The organism is Ideonella sp. P3_A4, assembly GCF_056403075.1.
On record NZ_JBFUGE010001124.1, the window covers coordinates 1 to 1,160 of the forward strand.

1 protein-coding gene is annotated in these 1,160 nt (G+C 58.7%); it reads right to left on the reverse strand.

Translation table 11 applies throughout. The features are described from left to right. Positions 1-59: 59 nt before the first annotated feature. Complete coding sequence (locus AC1DYI_RS36360; protein WP_477208940.1) at positions 60-995, reverse strand: AlbA family DNA-binding domain-containing protein; 936 nt, start codon at positions 993-995, stop codon at positions 60-62. Positions 996-1,160 lie beyond the last annotated feature (165 nt).

The window sequence follows — 1,160 nt, forward strand, 5'->3', positions numbered from 1 at the left end:
CCATCCAACGCGCGGACCAAGCCATCAGAGCGCCAGCTCCCCAATTGCTTCAGAAGGTGCTAGGAGGGACTGTTGATGGTGATATCGACCGCGCCGGTCTCGAAGTCGGCCTTGCAACTACCTGATATTGCTGGGACTCCAAGGACGCCCAGGCGAAAGTCAATGCGGCATGGCTTTCCCTTTCTTTCGGCAAGGGGGCCGTAGCCGGCAAACGCTGTCGCGACCCAAACGTCGACGGCCGGATGAACGACAAAAGTCGCGTCAGCGAGGTGCATCTGCCATCCATCAGGATCGCGACCCTCATAGGGGATCACTTGGCGCCGAGTGCCATCGACACCACCATCGAACCGTCCGTATGGCGGATGAATTCGGAAGAGGATGAATGGCGCGGTGGCTCCGACGAGTCCTACGTTGCGCATGCCCAGCAACAAGCTAGGAACACCACTGTCAGTGCTAACACGCGCCATCGGTTCTATCCGCGCAGTCGACCGTCGGGCAAACATGTCGGCTACTTGCGTGTGTTCCATTTTCATGAACGAACCGGACGAGCGGGTGAAATACTGTCCCAGGCCTGCAAGCGCCATTACCGGGCCGACTGCGGGAACATAGGTCGCCACAAACCCGGCTCCTTGCCTTGACTTCAGATGAATGTGGTTGACGCCGACCGGGGCCGGAGAGGCTAGTGAAGGAGTGAGTTCTAGGAGGCGGCTAAGGGTGAGCCTTGCATGCCTTATGCCGGGAGCGGCGACGACCTCATCGACCCCGCTTCTTGGGTTCTTGCGCGCATCAACGCCCCAAATGACAACGCCTCCTTCAGCATTCGCAAAGCCCGAAAGGGACCTGGCCAACGTTTCTTTGTCTTCGCGGCTGGAGAAGTCCTCAGTCTTCAGAAGCTTGAAGTCAAGCGCGTGGTTCTCCTGCCCAGTGCCAACCATTCGCCTGACTTGTGCGGCCGTTAACTTCTTGAACCATTCGAATTGCGTCAGCAATGTCACGTCCCCCCATTTCGCCAGGTCTTCCCTAGACGATCGCCATGCTGCGCGCAATCCTGACCGACGGCAAGACTGAGGTCGGCCCCTTCAATCAGTGTTCCAAACGGGTCGGAAATGTGAATTCGGACTGAAGCGAAGCGGTCACCGGCGCAGCACGGACCCATGCTC